The following is a 12,777-nucleotide window of genomic DNA, read 5'->3' on the forward strand; positions in this document are numbered from 1 at the left end:
CGCCACGCCCATGGCGGCAACGAGCAACGCCACCAGAACAAGAGGTACGGCGAGATAGAGCTCCATGGTCCCTCCCTGCGCGTCGGACCCGCGCCAGACGCCGCCGTGAGCATGACACCCGTCGCACCCCGCGTCCACGCGCTTCCGTGCCCACGACGCTCCTGATCGGCCGGACAGTCCCAGCAAAGCCAAGGGCGGCCCCCACATCTCGCCAAAGACCGGGGCCGCCCTTGTCCAACCAATCCACAACAGACCTGTTGGAGGTCTCCCAGCATGACCCAACCGACCGACATTCGGGCAGAGCACCTGCATACCGCTCTCTCCCTGGCAGCCTCCGGCGTGCCCGTGCTGCCGTTACGAGCTGGGAAGGTGCCGTTCGGCAACTGCCGCCGCTGCGCCGACAACGCGTGTGGTGGCCGGCCGAACATGAAGACCCCCGGCCCCTGCACCTGCCCGGCGCCCTGCCACGGCTGGGCCGCCGCCACCACCGACCCCCACTCCATCAACTCGCCGACATGGGCGCGGGCGTGGCGCGATGCGGCAGCGGCGGCCTACCACCCCGGCGGCGCCGGGCTGACGGTCGTGGACCTCGATAACCCGGCCGCCGTCGCCTGGGCAGAGCGAGCCCTGCCGTCCACCCGGACAGTGGCCACCACGCGCGGAGAGCACTGGATCTACCAGGGCACCATGCGGTCCGTGAACGCCGTCCGTGACGGTGTGGACATCAAGTCCACGATGGCCTACGCGCGCTGGCTCGGCCCCGGCACCGGCACCCTGACTGAGCTGCCCGATGTCGTGCGCGCGCTGGCCGTGCGGGAGCCTTCCACGCTCCGGCCGGCGCCGCAGGCCGTCAGCGTGCCCGCGTTGGCCGGGGGCGGGGAGTGTCCGCACCGGACGCCCGCCTTCCTGCACCGTGGGATCGCCATGGCGGAGCAGCGCATCACCGAGGCCCGCAGCGCGATCCACACCACCGTCTACCGCACGTTCCTCGCCGTGCTGTCCACTCACGGCCGGTGCGGCTGCCTCACCGACACCCACGTCGCCCGGCTGTTCACCGCCGCTCAGGCCAAGGGCGAATCCCCTCGGCACTGCACCGACGCGTGGACCAACGCCCTCACCAGGTTGGGACTGTGACCATGTCTGAGGACGAGAAGACGCCCGCCCGCGAAGTCATCGCCGACTACGCGCAAGCGCATTTCCGGTACTTCCGCACCGCCGAAGGGACCGTGTACGCGCAGAGGAATTGGCCACCCCGTGGCACGCCCGATGCGCTCGCAGGGGACGACCGGCAGCCATCGGCAGGAACTCATGGTCGGCCTGTTCAAGGACGGGCTCGGCGTGTTCAACGGGACAGCGCTCAAGGAGGCGTTGGACCTGATCGAAGCGCTCGCGCTGTCCGAGGACGTGCAGCCCGTCCACATTCGCGTCGCGCCCGGATTCGACGGGGCGACGTGGCTGGACCTGGGCCGCAACGACGGGCAGTCCGTCCGTATCCACCCCACCGGCTGGGACATTGCTATCCCGGACCCGCGCGAGGTGTGCTGGCGGCGCACCCAGCTCACCGGGGAACTGCCCCTGCCGGCCAAGAACACCGACGGCAAGGGCATCGACCGGCTGATGCAGCTGTGCAACTTCGCCACCGCGGAAACCGAGTGCCTGGCCATCGCCTGGCTGATCGGCTGCCTCGGGCCGTCCGTGCCCGTCCCCGCGCCGTTCCTCACTGGCCCCCAGGGCGCGGGCAAGTCCACCGGCGGCAGGATGCTCGTGCGGATCATCGAGGGCATGAGCGGTGACCTGCGGCGGGCGCCGAAGGACGAGGAGAACCTGATCGCGGCGGTGGCCGCCGGATGGGTGACCGCGCTGGACAACCTCTCCCACATGACGCCGGACCTGTCCGACGCCATGTGCTGCATCGTCACCGGAGCCGAGAACGTCAAACGCGCCCTCTTCACCGACGGGGACGTGTTCCGCGCCCGCTACCGCCGCCCCCTGCTCCTGACTGGTATCGACGTGGGAGTCATCCGGCCCGACCTCGCGGAGCGGCTCCTGCCGTTGCGTCTGGAGCGGCCCCGGGTGCGGCGCACCGAGGCGGAACTGTGGTCGGAGTACGCGGAGGTTCTGCCCGTCGTCCTCGGGTCTCTCCTGGACCTCACGGTGAAGGTCCGCGCGGTTGAGGCGGAGACCCCGACCGACCTGCGGATGGCGGACTTCGCGCACCTGTGCGCGCAGCTCGATGCGGCGACCGGCCTCGGAGCGCTCACCGCTTACCGGGCCAGTCTGGACGACCTCAACGACGACGTGATCGAGGGTGACCTCCTGGCACAGACCGTGCTCAGGCATGCCGCAGACATCGAACCGGGCGCAGAGCAGCGGATGACCTCCACGGAGTGGCTGCACTGCCTCACCCGCCTCTACACCGGCGAGGACTTCCGCCCGCTGCCCAAGGGGTGGCCGACCACGGGCAAGGTGCTCTCCGACCGTCCCCAGCGTCTCCAGCCGACCCTGGCCGCCCGGGGCGTCCTGATCGACTCGGGCCGCACCAGGGAGGGCCGCTACATCGAGATGACCCGCTCACCGGCCACGCCTCCGCACGAGCAGCGGGCGTTCTGACCGGCGACCGCCGACCGCCCGCAGCAAGAGGAGCACCACCGGCCAGGCGTGCTCCTCTTGCTGTTCGGCGCTCGCGCCGCCCGATGGTCGCGCCGCGAAGCGGCTCCTTCTTCACGCCCTGAGCCGCACCGCACCACCACAGACACCCCCTCTCTTTTTCCTAAGTGGAGAACGCTGCGTCACCTGCGCATACAGCCGTGACGCAGACGGCCTCTGGCTGCGTCACCCCGCGTCACCCCGCGTCACCCGCGTCACCCGCGTCACCCGCGTCACCGGTGACGCACAGCCTGCGTCACCGGTGACGCACCCCCAACGCCCTGCGTCACCCAAAACCCGCAGGTCAGGAACACGAATGACGCAGATGACGCGGTGACGCAGAAATCCACACCTCGGACAGACCGCCCCAGAGGAGTCACCGCATGACCACCGCCATGCCCCCGAGCCCCGAGGCGCTCACGGTCCCCGAGGTCATGAGCGCGCTGCGCCTGAGCCGCAGCAAGGTCTATGACCTCATCCGATCTCGCCAGTTGGCGAGCTTCACCGTCGGACGGGCACGCCGCATTGCCCCCGACAGCCTGCGCACCTTCATTCAAGAACAGATCGAGGAGAACGCAGCCTGATGGCATCCCGCAAGAGGAACCCGAACGGTGCCGGCAGCATCTGGCAGCGCAAGGACGGCCGTTACGAAGCTCGTGTGTACGTCCCGCAGCCTGACGGCACCCGCAAGCGCAAGACGGTCTACGGCAGTACGTGGGAGGAATGCGACACGAAGCGACAGGAGTTGGTGCGTCGTGACCGCCAGGGCATCCCGACGCCAACTCGTTCCGCCAAGCTGTCAGAGTGGCTGCTGTACTGGCTGGAGCACTACATCGAGCCGCGCCGCAAGCTCAGCACCTACGACAAGTACGAGACGCACGTACGGCTCTACCTCGTCCCCCTGCTGGGCACCAAGCGGCTGGAGTCGCTGAGCGTCGCAGACGTGCGCCGCTTCATCACCCGCATGCAGAACGCCCACACCTCCGCGACAGCGAAGGAAGCGCACCAGGTGCTGCGCACGGCCATCACGGCGGCCGTGCGCGAAGAACTGATCACGCGGAACGTCGCGTCGCTGGTGGAGCCGCCCCGCGTCAAGCAACGGGAGATCCATCCCTGGTCGCTGGAGGAGACGCTGGCCTTCCTGGAGGCCGCGCGCCGGGACCCGCTGTACGCCGCGTTCGTGCTGGCCATCTGCATGGGGCTGCGGCGTGGTGAGCTGGTGGGTCTGCGCTGGTCGGATGTGGACCTGGACAACCGCGTCGTGCACGTCCGCCAACAGACCCAGCGCCGCAGGGGCACGCTGTACGACGACGATCCCAAGAGCCGCCGTAGCCGCGTGGTGCCGATGCCTGCGCTGTGCATCGCGCCGCTGCGGTGGCACCGGCTGCGGCAGCGGGAAGCGTTCGCGCGCACGGGCGCCGCATGGTCGGAGACTGGCTACGTCTTCGCCACGAGGAACGGTCGACCCGTGGAGCCGAGGAACGTCTACCGGTCGTTCACGCGGGTCGCGGCCGATGCGGGCCTGCGGGTGGTCCGACTGCACGACACGCGGCACGGCTGCGCCACGCTGCTGACGGCGGCGGGCGTCGCGCCGCGGGTCATCATGGAGATCCTCGGGCATAGCCAGATCAGCATCACGATGGATGTGTACACGCACGTCGTGCACGACACCCAACGGGAAGCGATCAGTCACATGGACCGGCTGCTCAAGCGCCGTCTGCCTGCCGCCTAGGAAATCCCGTTTCTTGGGGAGCCGCCGTCCCGGCCACTAGGCCGGGCGGGCGTCGAATCGACGCCTAGGCCGGGCAGGATTGGGTGGAAGCTGGGCTGGAGGCTGCCCCAGCTCAAGCGGCTCGACGGGCGACAAGCCTGGCTGCTTGGCTGTCTGGACCTCGCAGGTCTCACCTCCATGAGGAGTGGGTAGCCATGCTCGCTGGCTCTCCCGAGGACGGCGTTGCCTTCCCAGCGCATAGGCAGTTCCTGCTTGCCTTGGGATTCCTGTTCGCGGCGCTCCGGATGCGCGTGCGTGATGTCGTGCGCCCGGTTTGGCGGCCCGTGGACTGGGTCCTGCGTACCTCATCGCGCACCAATGCGTTCATCACTGCTGTTGTGGGCGCCCAGGCCATCTACATCGTCGGTGACGACGGTCTGACTGCGATGGTGGCCGGGGCGTGGGAGCCCTGCGGCGCCACTGGGGCGTCACTGTTCGCTCTGGCGCGGTGGCTCCGCCGTGTACGGGGTATCGAGTTGGCCGTACCGGAGAGTGAGCACGTCGACGAGTCGCCGTAGCAGGCGACTGCCGTCAAATGCTGCCGTCAAAGGCCCCGGACCATGATCGGTCCGGGGCCTTTTCGCTGGTGCCCCCGGCAGGATTCGAACCTGCGACACCCGCTTTAGGAGAGACGCTATCGCTGTCCCTGTCTATGGCGATCTTCCCCTAGGTTTACCATTCCTGCTGGTCAGCGAGGTGTAGTCTTCCGGCCCCGTCTGATCGTTCCCCGCCTTTACACGACCTTCCGTTCCCATGACGTTCCCATGAGGGCTCCCACGAGCCGGTGGGAACGAGGGTGGGGGAGTCGGCCGAGACCAGCTGCGGTCGTCGAAGAGGTGAGCACCGCAGACCCTTTGGGGGCGACAAAGGCCCCGCCCCCATCAGCTTGGGTTCTAGTGGTCGTCGCAACACCCCAGCTCAAGGGGTGCAATGGACTTCAAGATCCGGGAGAACCGGGGCAAGGCTCGGGGCCGCAAGATCCTGGTCCGTGAGCGGGAGGAATACTTCCGGCTCATGGACCAGGGCCTGAGCAGTGCCGAAGCCTTCAAACGCGTCGGGATCAACTACCAGACGGGCAAGCGGTGGCGCAACGGGCGGGGCGCCTCGGGCAAGGACAAGGCGAGACCGCCGGTACGTGCCGTGGTGCCCTGAAGGCCCGTCGAGATATCTGAGGGAGGCCGACCGCGTCCACATCGCCGACCGGCTACGGGAGAAGGCCACCATCCGGCAGATAGCGGCCGAGCCGGGCCGCAGCCCGCCCAGCATCAGCCGCGAGATCCGCCGCAACCAGCACCCGGTCGGTGCTGGGATACCTCCTGTCATCCCGGATGCAGTCCCAGGGGGCGCGTGATCCCCTGGAAACAGGTTGCCCCGGAGACACGCCGCAGGCTCAACGTGGTACAGGAGGTCGCGGCATGAACAGTGATGCTGCTACTCGCAAACGGATAAATGAGCGATGGGTGTGGGCGGCCCTTTCTGGCCTATCCGCCCTGGCGGCTGGACTAGCGGGCGCATGGAGCAGCGGCAAGATCTATCCTGTGGCTAAGTGGCTTCTCCCGACAATCATTGTGGCCACCGTTGCATTTATCGCTGCATTCTTGCGAGCCGTACGTGATGAGAGCCAGAGCAAGCGGGGGGCCCGGCTATTCGTGGAATTGCTGGAGCCGCCCAATAGAGCAAAGGTTCCCTGGCTGACGAAGGTAGAGGGGCAGCTTAGACTGGATGGGTGGCCACCGGAGACGGCCGCGTCTGAGCTTGAAAGAAGGGGGCTGAAGGCAGTCCCCTTTGTGCTGTCCCCTAACGGAATATGGTACTTGCAGGACAATGCTACCGTTCGCAGCAATGGCGCTATTTCTGGCATGGCCAGGATTGGGCAGCAATCATGGAAACCGCAAGGGTATTTCACCATTGTCCTCACGCTCGTGGACGAAGGGCGGCCAGAGAAATCGGATCACGAGTTTCAGAACTTTCCCTCATTTGTGACGGAAATATCGCCCGAGCGGATGGTGCATCGGTGACTCTCCTGCGGGCGGCGGCGGTCGTAGGGGCGGGTGACCTTGGTAGGCCCTGCTGTTCTCGCAATCTCGACGTAGCGGCCCGTCCAAGCTCCGAGCACGCATCACACCTGAGGGCAGGGGTCAGCAGGTGCCCAGCAGATGCGGGCAACAGCAACCGGGGGGAAACTGGCTGGTAGTGAGTGCGGCTGCTAGCGCGACTGATCGTCAATCTTGGCGTTCGCGAGCGGCTGGAGCACATAAACAGGTCTTGACCAAAGACTGATTCTCGATTTGTCGCCTGATCAACTGGCGGACGGGCTGAGGATATCGCACACAGGCCGCCGAGGTCGTCGCGAACATCGCCAAAGATCTCTGCCGTCCTCATGCCGAGCCGAGGAGGAATCTGTGGCAAAGTCAATCAGGAATCCGATCTTCTCAGCACTCGGTGGCTATTTCACGGCCAACGATAGCTATCGCCATGCGATCGTCGGGACGGCCGAGGGAAAGGTCTTCGACATCTCCTTCGGGCAGCCGCAGGCGCATGGCCGATCCTACCTGGCCTGCTTTGACGCCATTACAGCTGCCGACGCTTTCTTCACTCCCGACGACGACTTCGGCCACGTCATCGTGGCCACGCCCAACGGAGATATCAGCGAGATTTTCAACGGCTCGTCAGGAACGTTCTTTACCTCGCCTCCTTTGGCTAATTTCTCCGACATCTTAGGCATCTCGGCCTTCTTTACCCCTGACGACGGCCTACGCCGTGTGATCGTCGCCACTGGCGACGGCAATCTGACCGAAGTGTCCTACGGCATCCAAGCTGGTACCGCGGTGACCCAGTTGCCCTTGGCAAACTTCGCCAACATCGTCGACATCGCCGCGTTCTATACCGCTGACGACGGCTTGCGCCATGTCATCGTCGCCACCGGCGACGGAAACGTCACCGAGGTTTACTACGGCCCCGCGATCGGCGTGCGTATCGCGGAGCCACCCCTCGGAACCGATCGCGACATTGTTAGCATCGCTGCGTTCTACAGCCCCGACGACCGCGCCCGTCATGTCATCGCCGCCACCAGCAACGGCGACATCATCGATAAAATCTACGGCCCCACGATCGGTGTGCACATCGGGTGGCGACTCATTGCGACCCTTCGCGACATCGTTGGCATCGCTGCGTTCTACACCCCCGACGACAGCGCCCGACATGTCATCGCAGCCACCGGTGACGGCAGCGTCACCGAGGTGTACTACTACCCCCAGTCGCCCCCCTACGTCTCACAGCCCGCACTTGACGTCTTCGGCGTCGACGCGCCGACGCTCGAGGACATCAGCCCCGACCTGTCCAATCTTGATGCCAACGCCTCCGCCGTCCTCAGCGCCAACGACATCTCCACAGCGGGACGGTCGGTGTCGATCGCCGGAAACGCCGACGAACTCTTTGTCTTCAATCAGCAGGCAGGCGTATGGAAGAACACCGGTGAACTGAACTGGAGTGCGCTGCCGCGATCGCCACTTACAGCCAGCATCTTCCCGCCCTCGCAAATCGACGTCGATCCTGTCGCAGGCGGGCACGTGGTCGCCGGCACGCTACAGGGCGCGTTTGAGAGCACCGATGGCGGCAGTACGTGGACACCGATCCAACAGACCTGGCCTTGTGGCTCGGCCGCCATCCGCGCGGTGGCGTTCGCAAAAAACTCGGAGCTCGTGCTCGCGACCGATTGCGGCATCGCCACACGTCCTGCGGCGGGCCAGCCGTTCACCTACTTTCCGACCGCCGCTGGAGTGGGCGCGCTGGCCGTGAGTCAGACAAAGCTCTGGGCCTGCAGCCACGGATCACTCTTCGTATCCACCGACAACGGGGCAACGTGGACGGCACTGCTCACCAACAACACGGCACTGAATTCCCTGGATTCAAGGTCACTTGCGGCGTTCGACAACTTCGTCTATTTCGAGTCCTCCGTCAGCGGCCTCGGCGGCTGCGGCAGCGGCAACATCATAGGCGTCTACGACGTGGCCAACAACATCCTCACCACGCAGCCGGTGACGGCGAGCGGCAGGCAGACCTGCGACGGAACAGGTCTGGGCGGACGCAGGTTCGTCCGGTCATTCATCCTTGACAATCCCGCCCTCCCGGCCACGATCGGTCCGGCAGGGCGCCTCCAGCTGTTCTTCGGCGCCGGCCAGGAGGTTTACCAGGCACTCGGATCCGACCCTGCCGGAAACATCACCAACTGGAACCTCGTCGTCGCCACCATCGAATCCGCCGCGACAACCTCGATCGGCGCGAACCCTCCGGTGCGCATTCATGCGGACATCTGGGATTTCCTTATAGACACATCCGGCGGTGGCACCAAAGCATGGGTAGCAGGAGATGGCGGTGTCTACGAGAACGTTCTCAGTAATCCGTTCGTCTTTCCCGAGAGCGATGGATGGATCCGACGCTTCGGGGGTATGCACACCCACCAGGCGCATATGATCACCGTCATTCCGACTAATCCGGTGAATCGATCCCGGCTGGCATATCCGACCGGTGACAACGAGGGCTGGTATCGCAATACCAGCATGCTCGACACGCCCACGCCCGGCTGGGAGGTAACCTTCCGGGACGGTAATCTCGGCGACGCGAGCTGGACTATGGCCGATGCCAGCTCGCCCCACTTCAGTCTCATTACCCGCAATCAGGCGGCGGCAGCCTTCATCAACCACCGTGCCACCCCCGATATTCGGTTCATCAGCTTCCTGAATTTCTGGATGAAGAAAGATGCGAAAGGGAATCCAAAAGTACTGCAAAACGGGCACTTCTACCCCGACGGCCCGACCGCCTTCCAGTTCATCCAGTCACCGAAGGGTGCGGGCCGCTTCCCGTCACTCGACGCCGTCATGATGTGCGACCTGCCGCTCATCAAATACGACGCGGCCACGGACACCAACATCCCGCTCCTGCCGAACACGCCACTGGCAGCGAACACCAACGGCCAGCCCGTGCTACTCCGCAACAAGAGCTTTGACTCCAGTCCGGACATCAACGCCGACGGTGCCGCTGGCTGGGTGATCGAGATTCCGTCATTTCCGCCCGGGACAGAGGGTTTCTACGTGACCGGATCCCGCACAGGACCGGTCTACTACTCGTTCACCTCGACAACCCTTTCACGACGCGACGGCAACAACTGGACAACCATCGCTTCCAATGTCAGCGCGAGCCCCGCATTCGGGCCAGCCTTCGTGAATCCGTACGATTCCAAAACGGTCTACGTGATCACGCCCAACAGCATCGAGGTGTCCGTGGACGGAGGCAGCACGTTCACCCCGGAGCAGCAGCTCACGGCCCTGGTGGCCGGCCGCCAAGGCTTCGCGACGAGCACGTTGGCCCAGATCTCCTTCAGCTATGACAACCCGGATGAGATCGTGGCGGGAGCCCAGAGTGGCGTCTTCTACCGCAATGCCTCCGGCCATTGGGTCGACCTGACCTCGCTCCTCCCTGCTCCACTCAGCCTGATCACCGGTGTAGGCATCGACTGCGAGGCGCTGTACGTGTCGTTCGACTCGCGCAGCGTCGTGCGGATTACGGGTTACCGCAATGCTTGACGAGGGTTCAGGAGGTTTTATGGGTTGGTGAGCAGTTCGTTCGTTGTGTCGATCTGGCGTTTGTGTCAAAGGGGTTGACGTTCGGCGAGGTTGCGGTCTGCTGTAGTCGCGGGCGAGCATGCGGATGCGGCCGCGGGCTGGGGTGATGGGCCACGGGGGAGGCTCGGGCGGATCTCCGGGGCGCCGACGTAGCCGCAGTCGTGGGGGCAGCGACGTTGCCCGCCGGTCCTTACGGCGTGCGTGACGTCGCTGAGCCCAGGTTAGGCCCCTACGCGGCGGCGCCGGAGGGCGCTCCTTGGCCGACTAGGGTCCCTCTGACGGGTCAGGCTGCCGCGGAAGGAGGCGGCGCGTCTCGGTTGCCCCGTCAGCCCAGGCCAGCAACTCCGCCACCACTTCCTCGGGGATTCCGCCCCGGGCCAGTTTCGCCTTCGTGACGTCGAGTTCCCTCTCGAGCGCAGCTAGTTGTGAACGTGACTCGTCCACCCGTGCCCGGGCAGCCCACGCCCTCGCACGCAGCAACTCCACCAACGCAGTCATCGACCGTCCTCAGTCCAGGTCAGCAACCGCCATTCCGTCCCGGAGGCAGACGGGGTGGCGTGTCATCACCACACCGTAGTAGACGGTCGGGAAGTGCGGCAGGCACAGGCGCCATGACGCCTGTGCGCTCACGGTGCGGACACACTGTGGCCTTGTCGGCTTTCCACTCCCACCCTGATCCCGCTGTGCCAATACCGTGAATGATCCGCGCCTGAGGTGTGTGAGATTCTCTGCTGCTTTGCGGGTGGTGCCCGCGGTGCATGATTCTCGCCGTCGGGCGCTCCTGCCCCGACAGCATGGCGCTGCCAGCGGATTTGCTGCGCTTCGCACCTGGAGCCCCTGGCCGGGCGATGTCCCTCGAGCGCAGATCGGTGAACCCTCGGGGAAACAACAGGGAAACCCTTTCTCGCACCCGCAGGTTGGGCCGTGCCAATGAGGGTGGCGTAGGCTGCCTGGCCTAATAACTGTCCGCTCATGTACTTAAGTTGACGGATGGTCCGCACAGTGCGCCGTGTGTCCGAGCTGGCTGATCGAGAGGACTCCGATGCCCGAATCCTTGACCTATGCAGTGCGTTCGGCGCCCGGTCGGTCGCCCGAGGTGGGATCGGCGCGTAACCGGCATGCCAGGCGCCCGGCCCAGGACGAGGCGACAGATTCGGCCATCAAATCTCGTCCGGTACGTCTCGCGGTGGTCCCCGCAGTCGCCATGGCGGTGCTCGCGGCGGCTCTGATCGTGTTCGTGCTGCGCGCTCAGGCTGGCTCAGCCGATGCCTTGACATGGGCCGTGCTGACCGGCGGTGCCGTTCTTGGCTGCGGCGTTCTGATCGGCGCCGTGATCGCCGGCTGCAACGAGGCCCGGGAGGCATCGCGGCAGTATGCGTTGCTGCGCCGCACCATTTCCGACGGCCGGTCCGCGTTGCAGGATGTGGTGCGCCGCATGGAGCGGGGCGAGCGCGTCGAGCAGGGACCCTTTCCCCATGCTGTTCCGCCCCGGACGGACCCGATGGGCCTCGTCGCGGATGAGATCAACGTCGTCCTGGGCCAGGCCGGGGCAGCCGTGGCACAGGCGACGCAGCTCTCCAAGATCGCCTCGCCGGACAGCGAGGAGAAGGTCGAAGTATTCGTCAATCTCGCCCGGCGGCTGCAGTCTCTGGTGCACCGCGCCATCGGCATGCTCGACCAGCTCGAACACGAGGTCGAGGACCCGGAGCTGCTCAAGGGCCTGTTCCACGTTGACCATCTGGCGACACGTATCCGCCGCCACGCGGAGAACGTCGCGGTGCTTGGCGGATCCGTGTCCCGCCGCCAGTGGACACGCCCGGTGACCTTGACCGAGGTGCTGCGATCGTCGGTCGCCGAGGTCGAGCACTACTCGCGGGTCAAGCTGGTGCCGCCGATCGAGGGAACACTGCGTGGGCACGCCGTCGCCGACGTCATTCACTTGTTGGCCGAACTGGTGGAGAACGCCACGAACTTCTCCGAGCCGCACACGCAAATCCTGTTGCGTGCACAGCGGGTCACAGCCGGCCTGGCCGTTGAGGTCGAGGACCGCGGTCTGGGCCTGCCGCTGGAGGAGCAGACGCGGATCAACGCGCTGCTGGCCGAGCCGGATCGCATCGACATCAGCAAGCTGCTCGCGGACGGCCGTATCGGCCTGTACGTCGTCTCCGCGCTGGCCCGCCGCCACGGCATCGCCGTCCGGCTGCAGAGCAACATCTACGGTGGTGTCCAGGCGGTCCTGGTCATCCCGCGCACGTTGCTCGGCGACGAGTCGGTCGAGGTACCACAGAAGCCGCACTCGAACGTGCACCGGCCGATTCCGGCCGCGCCGGTGCAGCAGCCGGCCGTACGCGCACCTTCCGCCGCGCTGCCCGTCACCTCGCCGCCCGCAGTCGGGCAGCCGTTGCCTCCGGCCCAGCCCGTGGCCGCGCCGATGCCCCCCGCTCAGCAGAACACCCGGGTCGACCAGCCCGGACCGTACGACCGCGGGACCGCGCACGGCAGGGCAGCCCAGAGCGGGCGTCCGCCGTTGCCGCAGCGCCGGGCGCAGGAGAACCTGGTGCCGGAGCTCCGCAACGGTCCCTTGCCCAGTAAGGCCGAGGACCAGGAAGTGGAGCACGATCCGGGGCTGATGGCTGCCTTCCAGCGTGGAGTCAGCCGCGCCGACGACGATGCCGACGAGCCGCCTACGGGCAGCTCTCTCTGACCGCAGGCTCCGTACTCGCAGCAAGGAGAAGATCG

At 66.1% G+C, this 12,777-nt stretch carries 7 protein-coding genes and 2 pseudogenes; all 9 read left to right on the forward strand.

Annotation, left to right across the window (positions count from 1 at the left end; all coding sequences use genetic code 11):
* Positions 1-273: 273 nt before the first annotated feature.
* The 9 genes and pseudogenes from ACWEK3_RS32025 to ACWEK3_RS32065 all read left to right on the forward strand — a co-directional run bounded on the left by ACWEK3_RS32025 (position 274) and on the right by ACWEK3_RS32065 (position 12,742).
* Positions 274-1,134 (forward strand): bifunctional DNA primase/polymerase, encoded by an 861-nt coding sequence (locus ACWEK3_RS32025; protein WP_453251199.1) that lies wholly within the window; start codon positions 274-276, stop codon positions 1,132-1,134.
* Positions 1,135-1,136: 2 nt separating this feature from the next.
* Positions 1,137-2,610, forward strand: a pseudogene (locus tag ACWEK3_RS32030) (ATP-binding protein).
* A 419-nt stretch (positions 2,611-3,029) separates the two neighbouring features.
* A complete protein-coding gene (locus ACWEK3_RS32035) occupies positions 3,030-3,230 on the forward strand; it encodes a helix-turn-helix domain-containing protein (RefSeq protein WP_453251200.1) in 201 nt (66 codons plus the stop codon).
* Positions 3,230-4,378 (forward strand): tyrosine-type recombinase/integrase, encoded by a 1,149-nt coding sequence (locus tag ACWEK3_RS32040; RefSeq protein ID WP_453251201.1) that lies wholly within the window; start codon positions 3,230-3,232, stop codon positions 4,376-4,378. Before ACWEK3_RS32035 ends, ACWEK3_RS32040 begins: the two co-directional genes overlap by 1 nt.
* 194 nt (positions 4,379-4,572) lie before the next feature.
* Positions 4,573-4,935: a hypothetical protein gene (locus ACWEK3_RS32045; protein WP_453251202.1), complete on the forward strand. Its 363-nt coding sequence runs from the start codon at positions 4,573-4,575 to the stop codon at positions 4,933-4,935.
* Between the two features lie 412 nt (positions 4,936-5,347).
* Positions 5,348-5,714, forward strand: a pseudogene (locus ACWEK3_RS32050) (helix-turn-helix domain-containing protein); the annotation flags it as partial.
* A 118-nt stretch (positions 5,715-5,832) separates the two neighbouring features.
* A complete protein-coding gene (locus ACWEK3_RS32055; RefSeq protein WP_453251203.1) occupies positions 5,833-6,435 on the forward strand; it encodes a hypothetical protein in 603 nt (200 codons plus the stop codon).
* A 384-nt stretch (positions 6,436-6,819) separates the two neighbouring features.
* Positions 6,820-9,999 carry a WD40/YVTN/BNR-like repeat-containing protein gene (locus ACWEK3_RS32060; protein ID WP_453251204.1) on the forward strand — a complete coding sequence of 1,060 codons (3,180 nt, stop codon included), beginning with the start codon at positions 6,820-6,822 and terminating at the stop codon, positions 9,997-9,999.
* Positions 10,000-11,080: 1,081 nt separating this feature from the next.
* Positions 11,081-12,742, forward strand: coding sequence for an ATP-binding protein (locus tag ACWEK3_RS32065; RefSeq protein WP_453251205.1), 1,662 nt, complete (start codon positions 11,081-11,083; stop codon positions 12,740-12,742).
* Positions 12,743-12,777 lie beyond the last annotated feature (35 nt).

The organism is Streptomyces sp. NPDC004721 (genome assembly GCF_053601495.1).

What these genes read in the sequence shown, in the direction of transcription:
- ACWEK3_RS32025 (WP_453251199.1), top strand. Translation starts at nt 274, where the DNA reads ATGACCCAACCGACCGACATTCGGGCAGAGCACCTGCATACCGCTCTC.
- ACWEK3_RS32035 (WP_453251200.1), top strand. Translation starts at nt 3,030, where the DNA reads ATGACCACCGCCATGCCCCCGAGCCCCGAGGCGCTCACGGTCCCCGAG.
- ACWEK3_RS32040 (WP_453251201.1), top strand. Translation starts at nt 3,230, where the DNA reads ATGGCATCCCGCAAGAGGAACCCGAACGGTGCCGGCAGCATCTGGCAG.
- ACWEK3_RS32045 (WP_453251202.1), top strand. Translation starts at nt 4,573, where the DNA reads ATGCTCGCTGGCTCTCCCGAGGACGGCGTTGCCTTCCCAGCGCATAGG.
- ACWEK3_RS32055 (WP_453251203.1), top strand. Translation starts at nt 5,833, where the DNA reads ATGAACAGTGATGCTGCTACTCGCAAACGGATAAATGAGCGATGGGTG.
- ACWEK3_RS32065 (WP_453251205.1), top strand. Translation starts at nt 11,081, where the DNA reads ATGCCCGAATCCTTGACCTATGCAGTGCGTTCGGCGCCCGGTCGGTCG.